This window comes from Agromyces luteolus, from assembly GCF_009729855.1.
GTDB lineage: Bacteria > Actinomycetota > Actinomycetes > Actinomycetales > Microbacteriaceae > Agromyces > Agromyces luteolus.
Window position 1 is genome coordinate 98,770 of the sequence record NZ_WODA01000003.1, and the last position, 18,597, is coordinate 117,366.

The window sequence follows — 18,597 nt, forward strand, 5'->3', positions numbered from 1 at the left end:
CCTCCGCCGCTGTGGCTCGGACCCCGATGACGGCCCCCGAGCGTCCGTCGTTCGGGTCGACGGACATGGACAGGCTAACGCGCGTCGGTCCTCCTTTGTGAGGACGACCTCAAGTCACCCCCGAAGTGGGGCGACTCCGTCGCCGGGTCCGCCGTGGCGGCCGCGGAGCCGCCCACCGCTCTCCTGCAGGTAGCAGACGCCGCAGAGCGACTCGTACGCCACCTCGGCGCCGTCGATCGCGACCTGGTCGCCGTCGAAGATGTACCGGCCGCCGACCCGGCGGCCGTTGAAGATCGCCTTCCTGCCGCATCGGCAGATCGTCTTGAGCTCCTCGAGGCTGTGGGCGACCTCGAGGAGGCGCCTGCTGCCGCCGAACGCGACGGTCTGGAAGTCGGTTCGGATTCCGTAGGCGAGGACCGGGATGTCGTCGAGCAGTGCGATCCGCAGCAGGTCGTCGACCTGATCGCCCGTGAGGAACTGCGCCTCGTCGACCAGCAGGCAGCTCACGTCGCGCCCGTGCGTCTCGATCACCGGGGTGCGGTGCCGCTGGAACACGTCGAGCACCTGGTCGTCGGGCGCGATCGTGAAGTCGACCTCGCGCACCACGCCCAGCCTCGAGACGATGTCGCGGTCGCCCTTGGTGTCGACCGCCGGCTTCGCGAGCAGCACCCGATGCCCGCGCTCCTCGTAGTTGAAGGCGGCCTGGAGCAGCGCGGTCGACTTGCCCGAGTTCATCGCGCCGTACCGGAAGTAGAGCTTGGCCACTACTCGAGCATCCCGTCCTCCGCCGCCCGGCGGATCAATTCGGCCCGTCGGCCGGCCGGCCGGCCGACCCTGGCGTACTTGTCGCGAGCCCGGCGGAGGTAGGTCTTCGCGGTCTCGTAGCCGACGTCCATGGTCGCGGCGACGTCGGCGGTCGACATCCCCTGCACGTAGAGCCCGACGGCGCGCCGCTCCGCGGCGCTCAGCGCGGCCTCGGGCGGGGCGGCGACCGCGAGCCCCGCATCGGCCGCGTCGGCGGAGCCGGACGGACGGTTCGATGCCCTCGGCACCCGCTCGCCCCGCAGCGCACGCCTCGCCGCCGCCATCACGTCCTCCACCGGCAGGGTCTTCGAGACGAAGGCATCCGCACCGGCGGCGAGGCAGCGCTCGCGCGACGCGTCGTCGTCGAGCGCCGTCACCACGACGACGATCGCGCCGGCGGCCCGACAGGCGCGGATCCGCGACTCGATGGAGACCGAGTCGCCGAGCTGGAGGTCCATGAGCACGAGGTCGACGGGGAAGTCGGGATGGCGGATGAGGTCGAGCCACAGCGTCGTGCGGACGACGACGCGCAGGTCGGGCGCGTGCTCGGCGATCCAACTGGCGATGCCGTCGACGATGACGGCGTGGTCGTCGAGGATCGCGACCCTGACGACCTCGTCGGCGTCGGGCTCAGGCGTCATATCGGAACTCCACCCGCACATTCTCTCGCGTGATCTCGAGATCGCCGCGCACTCCGACCGCACGCGCCACCGCGAGGAACCGCTCGACCTCCCGCCGTGACGGGGACGCGCTCCCCGCGGCGGCCACGACGTCGATGCGCACGATCTCGCCGCCGCCCTCCGCTGCGACCGCGATCCGGATCGACTCCGAACGCTCGGCGCTGCTCAGCCAGGACAGCAGGGCGGTGAGCGGCGGTCGCTGCTCGCTGCGGAGCCGCGCCGCCGTGGCGGCGGGATCGTCCACGGCGATCGGCACCTGGCGTGCCGCCCCGATGGACGAGGCGAGGTCGTCGAGCCAGGTGGACTCGATCCCTGCCTTCAGCGCGCGGCGGAGCATCTCCGCGAGTTCGCGGGCCCGGTCGGCGTCGGCCACGCTGATCCGCTCGGCGCTCATCACGGCCGCGAGGAAGGGCAGCACCTCCCTGCTCAGCACCGACACGCGGCCCTGCTGCACGGAGCGGACGATGCCGGCGCGGACGCCGCCGTCGCGCTCGAGCGCGATCGCGTTCGCCTCGCGCTGCCACGCGAGGCTCTCGCGCACGATGGTCGCCGAGTACGCCGCCCCCGCAGCGGAGAGGGCGAGCACCGCGACCGAGTTCACGGCGATGAGCGCGGCGGCGTTGGCCTGCGTCGCGCTCGCCCCGGCCGAACCGATCGCGAGGATCGCGAGGACGGCCGCGGCCACCGTGCCGGCCGCGAGCAGCGAGATCCAGGTGCTGAACGGCGCGAGTGAGAGGATCAGCACGCCCACGACGAGCGGCCCGTAGTCGTCGTACAGGTACCGGTTCGCGCCGACCGTGCTCACGTACTCCGCGATCGCGGCGCCGACCGCCAGCGCGACCGCGAACCAGAGCCGGTCGACGGTGAACGGCGCCCGCGCCGGGAGCGCCGACACCGTCGCCACGGCGCCCGCGGCGACCACGAACAGGATTCCGGCGAACGCGGCGACCGGCGATCCGACCTCGCTCCAGTGCCAGGCGGTCAGTCCGATCGACGTCGCCGCGGAGAGGATCGAGCCGATGAGCACGAGCGGGGCCGCCGCGACGCCGCCGATCGGGTCGACCTCCTGCTGCGTGAGGCGGAGTGCGGTGCTCATTCGCCGCCCTCCGGCACCGCGAGCATGACGGTGGTGCCGACGCCCGGGCGCGACCAGATCCGCGCGCGACCGCCCTCCTGCTCGATCCGGCCCCTGATGGAGGTGCGGAGGCCGATGCGATCGTCGGGGACGCGCTCAGGGTCGAATCCGCGACCGTCGTCGACGACCACGATCGTGACCTCGCCGTCGGCACGACCGAGCGCGACTTCGACGTCGTCGACGCCGGCGTGCCTGGCGACGTTCATGAGGCACTGCGCGACCGCGGCCTCGATCGCGGCGCGGCGCCGGGGACCGACCGCGGCGAGGACGTCCGGGGCACCCGACACGTTCACCGCCAGGCCGGCGTCGCGCGCGACCCCGAACGCGTCGGCGAGTGGCGCGGTACCCGTCGGGGCCGCGACGGTGGTCGTCGGCCCGCCTCGGCCGGCACGGAGCGGATCACCCTCCGCGTGCGCGGATCCGTCGCGCGTCCCGAGCGACGCGCCGGCGGCCGCGTTCGCACCCCCCGGCCCGGTGCGCGCTCCGGATGCCTCGGCCTCCTCCGCGTGCTCCGTCGCCCAGTCGCGCCCGACGATGAGCGAGAGGTCGTGGCTGATGGCGGTGCGCAGCCGCTCGTCGACCGGCCCGGAGCCGGACGCGGCGATCGCGACGAGGTGGCTCAGCGCCGTGTCGTGCAGGCGGGCGATCGCGCGCAGCTCGTAGTCGTGGCGGATGACGAGCTCGCGGGTCTGCTGGCTGGCCCGGTGCAGCGCGGTCTCGCGGCGGGCGTCGCTGCGCGTCATCGCGTCGTAGACCCGTGTGATCACCACGATGCCGAGCGCGGCGGCGGCTGCGGCGTTGGGAGCCCAGGCGGCGCCGGCGGCCGTCGCGCCGAGGAATGCGGCCGCCTCGCCGAGGCCCCAGCCGAGCGTCGCCCAGGCGATCGCGATCCGGGAACCGACGCCGGCGCCGCCGACGAGGAGCAGCGCGGTCCGGGGCATGGCGAGCAGTGCGTTGTTCGTCGTCTCGAAGCCGTTGCCCGGGGCCATCACGAGCACGGTCAGCCCGTACACGACCGCCGTGCCGCCGAGCAGGTACACCACCGTGAGGGTCACGCTCGGATGAAATGCCACGAGCGCGAAGAGCGCGGCCTGGACCCCGACCAGCACGAAGGCCGCGATCGCCGCCTGCCGGTCCGGCCCGATCTCCCCCACGGGCTCGACGACGATCGACGCGACCGCGATGACCATGGCCGACGCGAGGCACACCGCGCCCGCCGCGTGCCCGGCGCTCGCGAGCGCCCGGCTCAGGGACGCCTTCGCGAGGTGCTCGGGCAGGCCCAGGGTCATGTGTGCTCCGATCCGGCCGTCGGGGAAACGGCACTGGCCGGATTATCGCAGTTCGGCGGTCGATCGACCCAGTCGACGGCATCGCGACCTCAGAACAGCATCGCAGGTGCTGCGGCCTCCACCACGGGAGGCCCGGACGACCGATCGGCGGCACGGGACCGCACGCCGCCGGTGACGACGTCCTCCCGACCGCGCTCCAGACGGTGCGCGCGCATGAGCGGCCGGATGCGCTCGGCGAGCCACGCGCGGTACTCCTTCGGTGCGTACGCCGCGGTTCCGGGGAACATCGCTCGGTACTTCGGAACGAGCTCCGGATGCTCGCGCGCGAGCCACGCGAAGAACCACGGTTTGACGGAACCGCGCAGGTGGAGGGCGGAGTACACGACGCTCGTCGCACCGGCCTCCTTCGCGCGGCGCAGGGCGTCGTCGAGGTGCGCCCTCGTGTCGGTGAGGAACGGGAGGATCGGCATCAGGAACACGGTGCAGTCGAACCCGGCGTCGCGCACCGCCCTCACGGTCGCGAGCCGCGCCGCCGTGGTCGGCGTGCCGGGTTCGATCGAGCGCTGCAGTTCGTCGTCGTACACCGCGATCGACATCGCGAGATCGACCGACACGTGCTCGCGGGCGCCGGCCAGCAACGGCAGGTCGCGGCGGAGGAGCGTGCCCTTCGTCAGCACGCTGAACGGCGTGCCGCTGCCGGCCAGCGCCTCGATGATGCCCGGCATGAGCGCGTAGCGGCCCTCTGCGCGTTGGTAGGGGTCGGTGTTCGTGCCGAGCGCGACGGGTTCGTGCCGCCACGAGGGCCGGGCGAGCTCGCGCCGGAGCACCTCGGCCACGTTGACCTTCACGACCAACTCCCGGTCGAAGTCGTTGCCCGCGCTCAGGTCGAGGTACTCGTGGGTGGGCCGAGCAAAGCAATTGTGGCTGACCACGCCGTTCGCGACGAAGTCCTCGGTGCTCGTCGTGATGTCGAGCATCTCGATCTCGGTGCCGAGCGGTTCGACGGCGACGACGCGCAGATCAGCGTGCGTCTTGACCATCGCTCCGAGGATCGAGCGCTTGCGGAGGATCGCTGGGTCGGCGATTTCGAAGAATCGCTGTCGAGCCGCCACTCCTCCGCGTAGGCGAACACTTCGAACACCGTTCGTCGCCGGACCCTCCACCACGGCATCGAACCCGAACGTCTCGAGCGACGTCACCGTCGCGTCGATCATGCGGATGTCGTTGTTGGAGATTCGGAGGGTGCCACGCGAATTCGACCCCTCGGCATCGAAGATGCCGGCGAGGAATCCGGCGTGCCAGGCTCCGCTCGAGTCGGCCGGCCACTCGATGAGCTCGGTGATCCGCGAATGGTCGGCCCGACGGCTCGTCCGAATCGCCCTCATCGGGCGTCTCGTCGTACTCCCCGTCGAGAATTCGAACGTAGAGGTCGCCACTCCGAACCCGAGCAAGTACTCGCGACTCCGATCGAGTGCCTCGGCATCCGCCAGCGCAAGACGGAAGCGATACGCGCGGTAGGACTGACCCGGCCTCCCGGTACGCGGATAATCTCGTTCGAGCAGCATCCCATCGCCGCGAATCATCCCGGTCAGGTAGCCCAGACGATATTCCTCCGTCGGCTCGACGTCCGGCCGCGGAGTTCCACTACCGAACCCGATGAGCGAATTGCCGGTGGTGAGATAGGGACGACGATTCGCACCCTGCATCGCGCCGGTGACGTGCTTCCACCCGCGTTCGGTCAAGAAGCGGTGATCTCCACTCGCCACGAGCGTCGTGCCGTCAGCCAAGGTGATCCGGTAGGCGCGCTTTCGCGTCGACCACTTTGCCAGCACCTTCGATGGCGCATAGCGGCGGTACCCGTCGCGCGCCACCGTACCGACCACCGTGTCGCCGGGTTCGACATCGCGCAGGGCGCGCACCGATCCGTCCGCCATCGTGATCCGCGTACTCGGATCCAGGCAGTAGACGCACGCGTGACTGCAGCCGCGATACGGGTTGATGGTCCATCCGAACGGCACGTAGGACTGCCCCGGCACCCGGTTCAGCGCCGACTTCGCGAGCACCTCGTGGAAGGTCAGGCCGGCGAACTCGGGGGTCTGCACCGACCGCACGAGGTTGTTCAACCTGGCCAGGCCCGGCAGCGTGCCCTGCTGCTCGACGCCGAGTTCCTGGCCGTTCCACCGCATGGCCTCATTCGAACATACGTTCGATGTTCGCGCAAGCGGACGCACCGCCGGCCGACACGTCGCCGCAACGTCTCGCGGCTACGCTGTGGCGATGCCCCGGAGCCCGGACCCTGACGCGGCGCGCTGGACCGCGCCATCCGCCCCGGGCCCGACGCCGCGCGCGCTCGCCTGGCGGCGCCTGGTCCTCGTCATCGTCGGCATCGCCTACGGCATCGGCCTGTGGACCGTGCTCTTCTGGCCCGTGCACGTCGACGGCGAGGGCGGGCTGATCCGGGTCGACGGGATCATCGACCTGCTCGCGCGGATGGGGATGCCCGCCGGCATCCGCTACCCCCTCGTCCAGTCGGGACTGAACGCCGTCCTGTTCCTCCCGTTCGGCGCGCTGTGGGCGGCGTGGTTCCGGCGCCAGCGACTCCACCTGGTGATCTCGGCGACGGTGCTCGCGTCTGCCGCGAGCCTCGCCGCCGAGATCGCCCAGGCGCGCTACCTCCCCGAGCGCACGTTCGACCTCCGCGACGTGGTGGCGAACGGCGTCGGCGCCGGCATCGGCGCGCTCATCGTGGTCCTCGCGGCGCGCGTCTCCCCGCCTGAGTCGTCGGCGCGCCCGACGAACCGATGACGACGGATGCCTCGGCCGCACCGAGCGCGCCGAGCGCGCCGAGCTCGAGCTCCTCCCCCTCCCAGCGGCGCCGGAGCCATCGGTCGTGGCTGGCGACGACCACCGCGCCCGGGAAGCCTCCGAGCGCGTCCTCGAGTTCGCCCGCGAGGGTCAGCGAGAGGTGGTTCGTCGGCTCGTCGAGGAGGAACACGTGCGGCGGCGCGGCGATGACGAGCGCGAGCGCGAGCCGTCGCTGCTGACCGACCGAGAGTCGTCCGACGGGGCGGTCCAGGTCGCGCGGCGAGAAGAGCCCGAGGCCGTCGAGCGGGACCCGCTCGGCGCGCCGCTCCCCCACGGTCCGGGCGTAGATCGCGCGCGGCGAGGCATCCGGATCGGTGAACCGCACGTCCTGCTCCAGCAGGCCGACGCGGAGCCCCCGGCGACGATGCACGGTGCCGTCGTCCGCCTCGAGGCGTCCGGCCAGCACGGCGAGGAGCGTCGACTTGCCCGCCCCGTTCGCGCCGGTCACGAGCAGCCGTGTCCCCGGCGTCACCCGGAGCGCGGGGACGTCGAGCCGACCGCGCACCGAGACGTCCGACAGGTGCAGGAGCAGCCCGGACTCCTCGGGCAGCGCGTTCGCCCCCGCGGGGATCCCCGAGAAGGCGAGCGGCGCCGGCGGACGCGCGACCTGCGTGCGCTCCAGCTCGCCGAGCCGGACCTCCGCGTTCCGCACCCGTCGTGAGACCGCCTGCTCGACGCCCTCGCGCTTGAAGTGCTTGAGGAACTTGTCGTTGTCGGTCGCGGCTCGCCCGTGTGCCACGGTCCGTGCGGTCTCGGCGACCGCGAGCCGCAGCCGCCTCAGCTCGGACTGCTCCTGCTCGTGCTGGCGGCGCCAGCGCTCGCGCTCATCGGCGCGCACCGCGAGGTAGTCGGTGAACGAGCCGCCGAAGGCGGTGCCGGCGGATGCCGCGAGCGCCGCGTCCCGTCCGGCGGAGACGGACGCACCCGAGCCCGCGCGTGCGAGCGCGACCGCCCCGCCTCGGCCCGGATCGAGGTCGAGCAGCCCGGTGGCCACCCGGTCGAGGAACTCGCGGTCGTGACTGGCGAACGCGACCGGGCCCCGCCAGGCGCGCAGTCGCTCCTCCAGGAATGCGGCGGCGTCGTCGTCGAGGTGGTTCGTCGGCTCGTCGAGCAGCAGCGCCTCGGGCGCCGACAGGAGCAGGGCCGCGAGCGCGAATCGGCTGCGCTGCCCGCCGGACAGCTCGTCGATCCGACGGCGGCGGCCGAGGCCGCCGACTCCGAGTCCGTCGAGGAGCTCGTCGCGCCGTCGCTCGACGGACCAGACGTCGGCGCGCTCGGCGGCGTCGAGGGCACGGGCGAAGCGCTCCGCCGCGACGTCCGGGGATCGGTCGACGCCGGCGTCGCTCGCGTCGTCGGCGAGCGCGCGCGCCGCGGCGTCGAGCTCGCGTTCGATCGCACGGACCTCGGCGATGGCCGCGTCGATCACGTCGTCGACGCGATCGCCCGGTGCGAACGGCAGCTCCTGCGAGAGCAGCCGCGTCCGGAGGGGTCGCACGATCCGGCCCTGCGTCTCGGCGCCGGGGAGCTCGTCGCCGCCCAGCAGGCGGAGGAGCGTGGACTTGCCGGCGCCGTTCTCGCCGATGAGCCCGAGCCGGTGGCCCGGGGCGACGGCGAGGCCGAGGTCGGCGACGACACGGCGGTCGCCGAAGGCGACGGAGAGGAGGTCGCCGCTGAGATGGGTGGAATGGGTGACGGTCACAGGCATGTGGAAGGGATCCCTTCGCGAGATGCCCCCGGGCCGTGGGCGGGCGCCCGCGCGCTTCGGCGAGCACGGACGACCGCGTCGACCGGCGGTCGTCGCGCGAGAGCGGCGACGACGGCCCGGGAGCGAGGTGGATCCCGCCGGGCATGTGCCGTCGTCGAGGCGAGCGCGAACACGGTCGCGATCAGTGCTGGAGCGCACACCCCGGTGTCGACGGCGCCTCGGGCGCGGGACGGTGGGATGTACTCACTTCATAGCGCCGTCGACAGTAGCAGACCGCGGGGCGCTTGAGAAGGGCGGATGCCTCGGGGGCGGGGTCTCGATACGGGCGCTCCGCGTCCTACTCGACCACCGGGTCGGATCAGGGGGCGGGGTCTCGATACGGGCGCTGCGCGTCCTGCTCGACCACCGGGGTCGGATCAGGCCGTGATCTGCAGCGCGGCCGCGGTCCGCGCGAGCGAGGCCGCCGCGGCATCCGGGTCGTCGGAGAGCGTCGTGCCGTACGACGGGATCATCTCGCGGAGCTTCGGCTCCCACTCGGCCATGCGGTCGGGGAAGCACTTCTGCATGACCTCGAGCATGATCGGCACGGCGGTCGATGCACCGGGCGAGGCGCCGAGGAGGCCGGCGATCGAGCCATCCGCCCCGCTGATCACCTCGGTGCCGAACTGGAGCACGCCGCCCCTCTTCGGGTCCTTCTTCATGACCTGCACGCGCTGGCCGGCCGTGATGAGCTCCCAGTCCTCGGACTTGGCGGTCGGCATGAACTCGCGGAGCGCCTTCATTTTCTTGTCGCGCGAGGCGAGCAGCTCGGAGACGAGGTACCGCACGAGGTCGAAGTTCCGCAGGCCGACCTGCAGCATCGGGACGAGGTTGTGCAGGCGGATCGAGAACGGCAGGTCGAACCACGTGCTCGACTTGAGGAACTTCGGCGTGAATCCCGCGTACGGCCCGAACAGCAGCGAGGTCTCGCCGTCGACGACGCGCGTGTCGAGGTGCGGCACCGACATGGGCGGGGCGCCGACGGCGGCCTTGCCGTAGACCTTCGCCTGGTGCTGGGCCACGACCTTCGGGTTGGTGGTCCGCAGGAACTGCCCGGAGATCGGGAAGCCGCCGTAGCCCTTGATCTCGGGGATGCCGGAGTGCTGGAGGAGCGAGAGCGCGCCGCCGCCCGCGCCGACGAACACGAACCGCGCCCGCACGGTCTCGGGGGTGTTGCCGACGAGGTTGCGGATGCGCAGCTTCCAGGTGCCGTCCTTCTGGCGCTTCAGCCACGTGACCTGGTGGTCGGTGCGGATCTCGGCGCCGCGCGACTCGATGTCGCGGAGCATCTGGACCGTGAGCGCGCCGTAGTCGACGTCGGTGCCCGACTCGATGCGCGTGGCGGCGATCCTCGCCCTGGGGTTGCGCTTCTTGGCGAGCAGCGGCGCCCACTCCGCGATGGTGTCGAGGTCATCCGAGTACTCCAGGCCGGCGAACAGCGGCTCGCCGTCGAGCGCGTCGACGCGCTTCTTCAGGTACTCGATGTTGCTCTTGCCGCGCACGAACGTCATGTGCGGGGTGGAGTTGATGAAGCTGTTCGGCTCGGACAGCGCGCCCGACTCGACGAGGTGCGCCCAGTACTGGCGGCTGACCTGGAACTGCTCGTTGATCGAGACGGCCTTCTCGGCGCTCACGGTGCCGTCGGCGGCCTCGGGCATGTAGTTCAGCTCGCAGAGGGCGGCGTGACCGGTGCCGGCGTTGTTCCACGGGTTCGAGGACTCCTGGGCGACGCGACCGAGGCGCTCGTAGAGCCGGATGCTCCAATCGGGCTGCAGCCTCGAGATCAGGGAGCCGAGCGTGGCGCTCATGATGCCCCCGCCGATCAGCACGACGTCGACGGTGTCCTCGGAATTCACGCGTTCCAGTGTATGGGCGGTCGGATGGACGCGATGACCAGCCCGTCACCGTCGGATGTACGCGCTGACCAGCCCGGTCGCGCGGTCGGCGGCTCGTCAGAGCGCCTGGACGCCGCCGGCGACGAGGCCGACGCCGGCCGTGAGGAGCCCGATCGTCAGCGTCGCGGCGCCGAGCCAGAGCAGCAGGATGGCGCGGCCCGGCTTCTGGGGATCGCGCCCGAGCACGGAGAGGAAGAAGCCCGCGGGCATGAGGAGCGCCGCGACCGGGACGCCGAGGCGGGCGACCCACAGCCATCCGCCCTCGAGCGCTGCGGCGGGGAGGACGACGAGGATCACGACCGAGAGGATGAGCAGCACGCCGGCGTGCGCGTGCCCGGCGCGGAAGAACGACTGCTGGAGCGCGTTGGCCGGCGCGAGGCCGCGCGAGACGCGGGTGAGGAACCATCCGCCGCTCTCGACGGTCACGAGTGCGAGCAGGAGCGCTCCGATGAGGATGGTGTCGATCGGCGACGGCATGGCGCAGCCCTCCGGGGTCGGTGTCATGATTGGATAGCGATACTCTCTAATACTAGAGAGTGTGACTATCCAATGCAAGGAGTCCGCATGCGCATCTCCGGTCTCGCCCACGCCTCGGGCGTCGCGGTCGCGACGATCAAGTACTACCTGCGCGAGGGGCTGCTGCACGCCGGCGTCGCGACGTCGGCCACGCAGGCGACCTACGACGACTCGCACCTGCGCAGGCTCCGCCTCATCCGGGCGCTCACCGGGCCCGTCGGGCTCAGCGTCCAGCAGGCGCGAACGATCCTCGCCCTCGTCGACGACCCGGGCGACGACCTCTACGCGACGCTCGGCCGCGCCGTCGGCGCGCTCCCCCCGTCGACCGACGCGGCCGCCGCCGGCGACCCGGACCCGTACCCGCACGCCCGCGCCGCACTCGAGGCGCTCGGCCAGGTCTACGACCCGCGCTTCCCCGCCGTCGCGCAGCTCGAGGCCGCGCTCGCGGCCGCCGAGGATGCGGGCCTGCCGATCAGCCCCGAGCGCCTGCTCGCCTACGGGCGCTCGCTGCGCGAGCTCGCCGCCTACGACCTCGAGCGGATGCCGGCGGAGCCGCGCGCCGCCGTCGAGTACACGGTGCTCGGCACGGCCCTGTACGAGCCCGTGGTCCTCGCGCTGCGGCGGCTCGCCCACCAGGACGTCGCGGCGCGGCTCGACCTCGGGCGGTGATGGGCGGACGCGACGAGACCCGGCCGCCTCACGGCGACCGGGTCTCGTTCGATCGAATCGGTCAGACCGACGCCGGCAGTTTCGCCGCGACGAGCTCCGCGATCTGCACGGCGTTGAGGGCCGCGCCCTTGCGCAGGTTGTCGTTCGAGACGAAGAGCACGAGGCCCCTGCCCTCGGGCGCCGACTGGTCCTGGCGGATGCGGCCGACGTAGCTCGGGTCGGTGCCCGCGGCCTGGAGCGGCGTGGGGATGTCGCTGAGCGCGACGCCCGGGGCATCCGCCAGCAGCTCGGTCGCGCGCTCGGGCGTGATCGCGTTCGCGAACTCGGCGTGGATCGAGAGCGAGTGGCCCGTGAATACCGGGACGCGGACGCACGTGCCTGCGACGCGCAGCCCGGGAAGCTCGAGGATCTTGCGGCTCTCGTTGCGCAGCTTCTTCTCCTCGTCGGTCTCGAGGTCGCCGTCGTCGACGATCGAGCCCGCGAGCGGGATCACGTCGAAGGCGATCGGGCGCGGGAACTTCGCCGGCTCGGGCATGGTCACGGCGCCGCCGTCGTGCACGAGCGCGATCGCGTCCTGCGCGACCGCGGCGCGTGCCTGCTCGAGCAGCTCCTCGCCGCCGGCGAGCCCCGCGCCCGAGACGGCCTGGTACGTCGAGACCATGAGCCGCTCGAGGCCCGCCTCGTCGTGCAGCACCTTGAGCACCGGCATCGCGGCCATCGTCGTGCAGTTCGGGTTGGCGATGATGCCCTTCTTCGCCTCGTCGATGGCGTGCGGGTTCACCTCGCTCACGACGAGCGGGACCTCGGGGTCCATGCGCCAGCCGCTGGAGTTGTCGATGACGGTGACGCCCGCGGCGGCGAAGCGGGGTGCCTGCGCCTTCGAGAGCGTGGCGCCCGCGGAGAAGATCGCGATGTCGAGACCCGTCGGGTCGGCGGTCGAGGCGTCCTCGACGAGGATGTCCTCGCCCTTGAACGGCAGCGTCGTGCCGGCCGACCGTGCCGAGGCGAAGTAGCGGATCGATGCGACCGGGAAGTCGCGCTCCTCGAGGAGGCGGCGCACGACCGCGCCGACCTGTCCGGTGGCGCCGACGACGCCGATGTTCACTCCAGTGCTCATGTGCTCGTTCCTCATCGATGGTTCTGTATCAAGTCTGTAGGACGACCGCTGGAATGTAGGACGGAAGTCGATCCGATCGTCCTACGTTGGCGCGATCGTCATACAAATGCGGCAGGATGTCGCGGCGGTGCGGCGGTGGCGGTGCGGCGGCTGCGGTGCCGGTGGATGGCGCGTGCGGGGCGGTGCAGGTGGATGGCGCGTGGGGCGGTGCGGGCGGATGGCGCGTGCGGCGCCGCGGCGCGGCATCCGCTCTGCTTCGGCGCGTCAGCGACCGGTTCCGGCGTAGACGACCGCGTCGTCGTCGCCGTCGAGGTCGAACGCGGTGTGGACCGCGCGTGCGGCGGCGTTGACGCTGTCGGCGCGCGTGACGACCGAGATGCGGATCTCGCTCGTCGAGATCATCTCGATGTTGATGCCCGCCTCGTAGAGCGCCTCGAACAGTCGAGCCGAGATGCCGGCGGCCGAGCGCATCGCGGCGCCCACGAGCGAGAGCTTTCCGATCTGGTCGTCGTACTGCAGCGACTCGAAGCCGAGCGACTCCTGCGCGTCGGAGAGGGCCGTGAGCGCCTTCTCGCCGTCGGACTTCGGCACCGTGAACGAGATGTCGGTGCGCCCGGTCGCGGCGGCCGAGACGTTCTGGACGATCATGTCGACGTTCGCGTTGGTCCTCGCGACGATCTTGAAGATCTTGGCGGCGGCGCCCGGCACGTCGGGCACGCCGACGACGGTGATCTTGACCTGGCCGAGGTCGACGGCGACGCCGGCGATGACGGACTCTTCCACAGCTCCTCCTTCGGGAAGACGCTCGGGGTCGTAGACGATCGTCCCCTCGCTGTTGTTGAACGACGAGCGCACGTGCAGCGTGACGCCGTGGCGGCGCGCGTACTCGACGGCGCGGATGTGCAGCACCTTGGCGCCGGAACCGGCGAGCTCGAGCATCTCCTCGCTCGTGATGCGGTCGAGCTTGTGCGCCTTGGTGACGATGCGCGGGTCGGAGGTGAACACGCCGTCGACGTCGGTATAGATCTCGCAGACGTCGGCGTCGAGCGCCGCCGCGAGCGCGACCGCCGTGGTGTCGCTGCCGCCGCGGCCGAGGGTCGTGATGTCGCGCGACTCGCGGCTGAAGCCCTGGAACCCGGCGACGATGACCACCGCGCCCTCGTCGAGGGCCTCGCGGAGGCGCACCGGCGTGACGTCGACGATGCGCGCGGCGCCGTGCACGGAGTCGGTGATCATGCCGGCCTGGCTGCCGGTGAACGACCGGGCGTCGTGGCCGAGGCTCTTGATGGCCATCGCGAGCAGCGCCATCGAGATGCGCTCGCCCGAGGACAGCAGCATGTCGAGCTCGCGCGGAGCCTGGATCGGGGTGACCTCGTTGGCGAGGTCCATGAGCTCGTCGGTCGTGTCGCCCATCGCGGAGACCGCGACGACGACGTCGTTGCCCGCCCTGCGGGCCTCGACGATGCGCTTCGCGACCCGCTTGATGCTCTCCGCATCGGCGACGGACGATCCGCCGTACTTCTGCACGATCAAGCTCACGTGGGCGCTCCCGGGGGTGTCTGGGCCGGGGAAACGTTCACCCGGCACCGGAAGGTCCATCATACGGCGGGCCGCATACGCGCCCGGCCATGTGACGGCGGGACTACAGTGCGGACATGGCGGACGCGCTCGAGGCTTGGACGGACTTCAACGTCGCGATGGCGGGGGCGACGGCGGCCCTGGCCGGACTGCTGATCGTCGCGATGTCGGTGAACATCCGCGAGATCATGTCGTCGGCTGCGCTGCCTGCGAGGGCCGGCGCAGCGATCGCCGCGCTGGTGCTCGCACTGGTGGCGAGCGCCCTCGGCCTCGTTCCCGGCCAGTCATCGGTCGCGTACGGCCTCGAGGTCGGCGTCGCCGCGCTCCTCGCCGGCGCCTTCCAGGTGGTGGCGATGCGCGCGGTCGGCCGGGAGCACTACGGACGAGCGGGCCTCCGGGTCGCGCGGTCGCTCCTCGGGCTGCTGCCCGTCGGCGCGTACCTCGTCGGTGCGGTCCTGGTGGTCGCGGGCCTCACCGAGGCGGGGATGGGCGCGATGGCGGCCGGTGCGATCCTCGCGGTGGTCGTCGCGATCGTGATCGCCTGGGTCGTGCTCGTCGAGGTGCTGCGCTAGCGGTCGCGCTCCATGTACCACTCCGTGAACCGCGAGGCCCGGCCGTCGCGTGAGAGGCGGATGACCCAGAGGTTGTCGTAGAGCTTGGCGGCCGGGTAGTCGGTGCGGCCCTGCACGACGACGAGGTCGTCGGTTTCGGTGAGCACCTCCCAGTCGAAGTGCCAGTCGCCGGGTTCGTCGCGCGAGTCGAGCCATCCGGCGATGATCGCCTCGCGGCCGCGGAGCGCGTCGGGGTCGTCGGGGCTGAACTCGTACACCGCGTCGTCGGTGAAGAGGGCGGCGATGTCGTCGGCGTCGTTCGACTCCCAGGCCCGGACGTACCCGGCGACCCATTCGGTTCCTGCGCTCATGGGGTCCGTTCTACCGCCGGCCACCGACGAGGTCAACGAGTGGTGCAGCGGCGGGAACCGGTCTACGTGACCGGAGATTCCGCGAAGCACAGGACGATCCCTTCCGGACCGTCCTGCAGGTCGCGGAGTCTCCTGCGAATCGGACGTGCCGCTCGGTCAGCCGACGACGCGCCGGCCCTCGAAGGCGCGGCCGAGGGTGACCTCGTCGGCGTACTCGAGGTCGCCGCCGACGGGCAGGCCCGACGCGAGGCGCGTGACGCGGATCTCGAGGGTCGTGAGCAGGCGGCTGAGGTAGGTCGCGGTGGCTTCGCCCTCGAGGTTGGGGTCGGTCGCGATGATGACCTCGGACACGGTGCCGTCGGCCAGGCGCTGCATCAGTTGGCGGATGCGCAGCTCGTCGGGGCCGATGCCGTCGATGGGGCTGATGGCGCCGCCGAGCACGTGGTACAGGCCCCGGAACTCGCGCGTGCGCTCGATCGCGACGACGTCCTTCGCCTCCTCGACGACGCAGATGAGGCTCGCGTCGCGCCGCGGGTCGCGGCAGATCGAGCACGTCGACTGCTCGGCGACGTTGCCGCAGATCTCGCAGAACTTCACCTTGTCGCGCACTTCGATGAGGATCTCGGCGAGGCGCGAGACGTCGAACTGCTCGGTCTGCACGATGTGGAACGCGATGCGCTGCGCCGACTTGGGGCCGATGCCGGGGAGGCGGCCGAGTTCGTCGATGAGTTCCTGGACGATGCCCTCGTACACGCGTTACCCCCGCTCGCCGAAACGGGTCTGCGGCGCCTCGACCTCTTCGAGGAAGGTGGCGCCGAGGAGGTCGCGCACGACCGCCTCGCCGTAGCGCTGGATGGACGGGGCGGCGCCTCCCGGCGCGCCCTGCCCGGAGCGGGACGGCGCCCGAGCGCCGCCGCGGGCGGCCGCGCCGCGGGGGGCCGTGCCGCCGCGGGCGGCCGCGCCGCCGCGAGGGGCCGGTGCGGTGGACGGGCCACCGTGCGCATCGCCCTCGAGTCCCGGGGCATCGTCGGGCTCCGGTTCGAGCGGAGGCGCATCGGCGTCGTCGAGCGGCGGCACGTCGTCATCGGCGACGGTCGGCGACGAGGCCGGTGCGGGCGGCGCGGGCCGCTCCGCGACGGCGGTGCGCGCTGCCGATCGCGCTGCGGGGGCGGATGCCGCGTCGGTCGTCGCTTCTGCCCCGGCCACCGCCGGATCCGACGCCGGGATGGCGACGGTCGCCCAGGAGTCGACCGGGCCGCCCGAGGCGACCGGGGTCGCGGGGCTCGACGTGCTGCCCGCGGCGGAGCGGGGAGCGGGAGCATTCTGGGCGGGCGCGGGAGCGTTCTGCGCGGGCGCGGGAGCGCCGGTCGTTCCCTCGGGGCGCGTCGCGGCTGCGGGCGGAGGAGACGCCGGGGCGGCCGGCGCCCGACCGCCGTCTCCCGCCGGCGAGCCCGCCGACGGCGGCGCGGCGGGCCCTCGGTCGGCTCCCCCTCCGGCGGACACCACTCGTGCGAGGAACTTGACCCGAACGCCGAGCACCTCTGCGATGGCCGCGCGGAGCAGGTCGCCGACGCTCTGACCCGGCGGACCGGACCGGAAGCTGCCCATGTCGGACTCGCTGGGGAAGCCGAGCACGAGCACGTCGTCGTCTCGGTAGTCGAGCACCTGGGCCGTGAACGCGACCATCCAGGCGCTGCGCTTCGTGCGCTGGAGCGACGACAGCACCTCGGGCCACGCGTCGCGCATCTGCTCGACGGTGACCGGGCCGACCGGGCGAGTCGGTTCCGCCGCGGGAGCGTCGGACGACCCGATGGACGCCTGCGGCGCGGCGGCCGCCGGGCCGGCCGCACGCGCTGCCGCCGTGGTCGGCTCCGTGGCCGGCGTCTCCCACTTCGGCGGGGCCGTCGATGCCGGACGCTCCGCGACGGGCTTCTCCGGGGCAGCCCGCACCTCGGGAGCAACCGCTGCCGCAGCTGGAGCGCTCGTGGGTGCCGCACTCGGCGCCGGCGCGGCGCCGTCGCCCGAGGCATCCGTCACGCCGACACGCCGCTCGAGCCGTTCGACGCGCGCGAGCGCGCCCCGCTCGGTCTCGTCGCTCGACGGCACGAGTACGCGAGCGAGCATGAGCTCCAGGTGCAGGCGCGGCGAGGTGGCGCCGGTCATCTCGGTGAGGGTCTGGTTGACGAGGTCGGCGACGCGGGAGAGCTCGGCGGCGCCGAAGACCGACGCCTGGGTCGCCATGCGCGCGAGCTCGTCGGCCGGCACGCCCCGGAGCACCGCGGCGGCGGCCTCGGGGGTGGTCGCGGCGACGACGATGAGGTCGCGCAGCCGCTCGAGCAGGTCCTCCACGAAGCGTCGCGGGTCCTGGCCGGTCTGCATGACGCGGTCGGCGGCGGCGAAGGCGCGCGCCGCGTCGGCGGCCCCGATCGATTCCACGACGTCGTCGAGCAGCGCGCCGTGCGTGTAGCCGAGCAGTGCGACCGCGCGCTCGTAGCCGACCGTCGACCCCTCGGAGCCGGCGATGAGCTGGTCGAGCAGCGACAGCGTGTCACGCGGCGAGCCGCCGCCGGCCCGGACGACGAGCGAGAGCACGCCGGGTTCGACCTGCACGCCCTCCTCGTCGCAGAGCTTCTGGACGTAGTCGAGCATCGGCGCGGGCGGGACCAGCCGGAACGGGTAGTGGTGGGTGCGCGAGCGGATGGTGCCGAGCACCTTGTCGGGCTCGGTGGTCGCGAAGATGAACTTCACGTGCTCCGGCGGCTCCTCCACCAGCTTCAGCAGCGCGTTGAAGCCCTGCGGCGTCACCATGTGCGCCTCGTCGAGGATGAAGATCTTGAAGCGGTCGCGGGCCGGGGCGAACACCGCGCGCTCGCGCAGGTCGCGGGCGTCGTCGACGCCGTTGTGGCTCGCCGCGTCGATCTCGACGACGTCGAGCGACCCGCCGCCGGCGCGCGACAGCTCGACGCAGCTCGGGCACACGCCGCAGGGCGTGTCGGTCGGCCCCTCGGCGCAGTTCAGGCATCGCGCGAGGATGCGCGCCGACGTCGTCTTGCCGCACCCGCGCGGGCCGGAGAAGAGGTAGGCGTGGTTGACCCGATCGGTGCGCAGCGCGGTCATGAGCGGCTCGGTGACCTGCGACTGGCCGATCATCTCGGCGAAGGTCTCGGGCCGGTAGCGGCGATAGAGGGCGGTGACCACGCGTCAATCGTAGTCACCGCCCCCGACGCCCGAGCCGGGCGCGCGCGATCCGTGCGCGAGGCTAGTCGAGGAACGCTTCGAGCTGCGTGGCCACGTCCTTCGACACGACGGCCTCACCACCGAGGATCACGATCTTCGCCGGCTTCAACCGCTCCAGCTCCGCCGCGGTCTCACTCGGGACCCCA

General features: G+C 72.3%; 16 protein-coding genes. 3 read left to right on the plus strand and 13 right to left on the minus strand.

The features are described 5' to 3' along the window. Positions 1-114: 114 nt before the first annotated feature. The 5 genes from GLX25_RS02825 to GLX25_RS02845 all read right to left on the minus strand — a co-directional run bounded on the left by GLX25_RS02825 (position 115) and on the right by GLX25_RS02845 (position 6,094). Entirely contained in the window at positions 115-765 is a 651-nt protein-coding gene (locus GLX25_RS02825) for a thymidine kinase (protein WP_166548383.1), read from the minus strand. Further along, a complete protein-coding gene (locus tag GLX25_RS02830) occupies positions 765-1,445 on the minus strand; it encodes a response regulator transcription factor (protein WP_240898108.1) in 681 nt (226 codons plus the stop codon). The genes GLX25_RS02825 and GLX25_RS02830 overlap by 1 nt, the downstream gene beginning before the upstream one ends. Next, positions 1,435-2,580 (minus strand): hypothetical protein, encoded by a 1,146-nt coding sequence (locus tag GLX25_RS02835; protein WP_155840689.1) that lies wholly within the window; start codon positions 2,578-2,580, stop codon positions 1,435-1,437. Before GLX25_RS02835 ends, GLX25_RS02830 begins: the two co-directional genes overlap by 11 nt. Then, entirely contained in the window at positions 2,577-3,908 is a 1,332-nt protein-coding gene (locus GLX25_RS02840; RefSeq protein ID WP_155840690.1) for a sensor histidine kinase, read from the minus strand. Before GLX25_RS02840 ends, GLX25_RS02835 begins: the two co-directional genes overlap by 4 nt. Positions 3,909-3,997: 89 nt before the next feature. Next, entirely contained in the window at positions 3,998-6,094 is a 2,097-nt protein-coding gene (locus GLX25_RS02845; protein ID WP_205719808.1) for an intein-containing Rv2578c family radical SAM protein, read from the minus strand. Between the two features lie 91 nt (positions 6,095-6,185). On the opposite strand from GLX25_RS02845, the gene GLX25_RS02850 reads away from it, so the two are divergent. Then, positions 6,186-6,713 (plus strand): VanZ family protein, encoded by a 528-nt coding sequence (locus GLX25_RS02850; RefSeq protein ID WP_166548384.1) that lies wholly within the window; start codon positions 6,186-6,188, stop codon positions 6,711-6,713. On the opposite strand, the gene GLX25_RS02855 is transcribed toward GLX25_RS02850, so the two are convergent. The 3 genes from GLX25_RS02855 to GLX25_RS02865 form a co-directional block, all read right to left on the minus strand. Then, entirely contained in the window at positions 6,649-8,478 is a 1,830-nt protein-coding gene (locus tag GLX25_RS02855) for an ATP-binding cassette domain-containing protein (RefSeq protein ID WP_155840692.1), read from the minus strand. The genes GLX25_RS02850 and GLX25_RS02855 overlap by 65 nt on opposite strands. A gap of 416 nt (positions 8,479-8,894) precedes the next feature. Beyond that, entirely contained in the window at positions 8,895-10,373 is a 1,479-nt protein-coding gene (locus GLX25_RS02860) for a malate:quinone oxidoreductase (protein WP_166548385.1), read from the minus strand. Positions 10,374-10,469: 96 nt separating this feature from the next. After that, a complete protein-coding gene (locus GLX25_RS02865; protein WP_240898109.1) occupies positions 10,470-10,916 on the minus strand; it encodes a hypothetical protein in 447 nt (148 codons plus the stop codon). Positions 10,917-10,976: 60 nt separating this feature from the next. Here GLX25_RS02865 and GLX25_RS02870 point away from each other — a divergent pair, with 60 nt between their 5' ends. Further along, positions 10,977-11,597, plus strand: a complete 621-nt coding sequence (locus GLX25_RS02870; RefSeq protein ID WP_155840694.1) for a MerR family transcriptional regulator — start codon at positions 10,977-10,979, stop codon at positions 11,595-11,597. 61 nt (positions 11,598-11,658) lie between these two features. On the opposite strand, the gene GLX25_RS02875 is transcribed toward GLX25_RS02870, so the two are convergent. After that, positions 11,659-12,714 (minus strand): aspartate-semialdehyde dehydrogenase, encoded by a 1,056-nt coding sequence (locus tag GLX25_RS02875; protein ID WP_166548386.1) that lies wholly within the window; start codon positions 12,712-12,714, stop codon positions 11,659-11,661. A 264-nt stretch (positions 12,715-12,978) separates the two neighbouring features. Beyond that, complete coding sequence (locus GLX25_RS02880; RefSeq protein WP_166548387.1) at positions 12,979-14,253, minus strand: aspartate kinase; 1,275 nt, start codon at positions 14,251-14,253, stop codon at positions 12,979-12,981. 116 nt (positions 14,254-14,369) lie between these two features. Here GLX25_RS02880 and GLX25_RS02885 point away from each other — a divergent pair, with 116 nt between their 5' ends. Then, the gene (locus tag GLX25_RS02885; RefSeq protein ID WP_155840696.1) at positions 14,370-14,864 is read left to right on the plus strand and encodes a hypothetical protein; all 495 of its coding nucleotides are present in this window, start codon (positions 14,370-14,372) and stop codon (positions 14,862-14,864) included. Here GLX25_RS02885 and GLX25_RS02890 read toward each other — a convergent pair. From GLX25_RS02890 to GLX25_RS02900, 3 genes are all read right to left on the minus strand, one after another. Further along, positions 14,861-15,214: a nuclear transport factor 2 family protein gene (locus tag GLX25_RS02890; protein ID WP_155840697.1), complete on the minus strand. Its 354-nt coding sequence runs from the start codon at positions 15,212-15,214 to the stop codon at positions 14,861-14,863. The genes GLX25_RS02885 and GLX25_RS02890 overlap by 4 nt on opposite strands. A gap of 156 nt (positions 15,215-15,370) precedes the next feature. Then, entirely contained in the window at positions 15,371-15,967 is a 597-nt protein-coding gene (recR, locus tag GLX25_RS02895) for a recombination mediator RecR (protein ID WP_166548388.1), read from the minus strand. Positions 15,968-15,970: 3 nt separating this feature from the next. Next, a complete protein-coding gene (locus tag GLX25_RS02900; protein ID WP_166548389.1) occupies positions 15,971-18,412 on the minus strand; it encodes a DNA polymerase III subunit gamma and tau in 2,442 nt (813 codons plus the stop codon). Positions 18,413-18,597 lie beyond the last annotated feature (185 nt).